Source organism: Bartonella sp. LB28NMGDW (assembly GCF_042194435.1).
Taxonomy (GTDB): domain Bacteria; phylum Pseudomonadota; class Alphaproteobacteria; order Rhizobiales; family Rhizobiaceae; genus Bartonella; species Bartonella grahamii.
In genome coordinates this window covers 1-527 of record NZ_JBHIMX010000177.1, presented here as the reverse complement: position 1 = coordinate 527, position 527 = coordinate 1, and the positions used below count along the sequence as shown (strand labels likewise).

General features: G+C 47.2%; 1 protein-coding gene. It reads right to left on the bottom strand.

Annotated features, from left to right (window positions below; translation table 11 throughout):
- On the bottom strand, nucleotides 1–527 hold a 527-nt coding region (locus ACFIKG_RS09875; RefSeq protein WP_375652263.1), incomplete at both ends, for a hypothetical protein.

Here is a 527-nt window from a genome sequence, read left to right as displayed (position 1 = left end):
AGAGAGCCAATGATTTGTCCAGCATCTTGCCCCATCGCCCTCTGTCCAGTTGTATCAGTAAGGATGATAGTCCCATCACTGATAGCGGATTTGGTTTCCCCTTCTGCTGCATCTTTGGCTTTTCCATGACTTAAAGCATTTTTGGCAATGTTCTTTATCGTATCGTTCCCAGAAAGGCTAAACCCATGGCTGCTGGCTTTAGCATGCGCACTGTTGGAAATATCACTGGTGCTGATGCTTCCTGTGGTCAGGCTGTTTTTGTCCGCCGAGGCTGTGCTGGAAATAAGTCCTCCGGTTAGGGTCGTTTTGTCTTTAACAATGATATTAAAACCGCCATCACCCGCTTTGATGCCTGATTGCTCCACAACACTATGATAATCACTAGAGGATTTATCCTTTTGGAAAGAGGCGCTCATAGAGCCTCCACCTCCCGTTTGTCCAGCACCAAAACCAACAGAAACAGAGTTTTGCTTGCTGGAAGTTTGTCCCGTATCACTGCGGCTGGTAATGGCAAAATCACCCCCTAC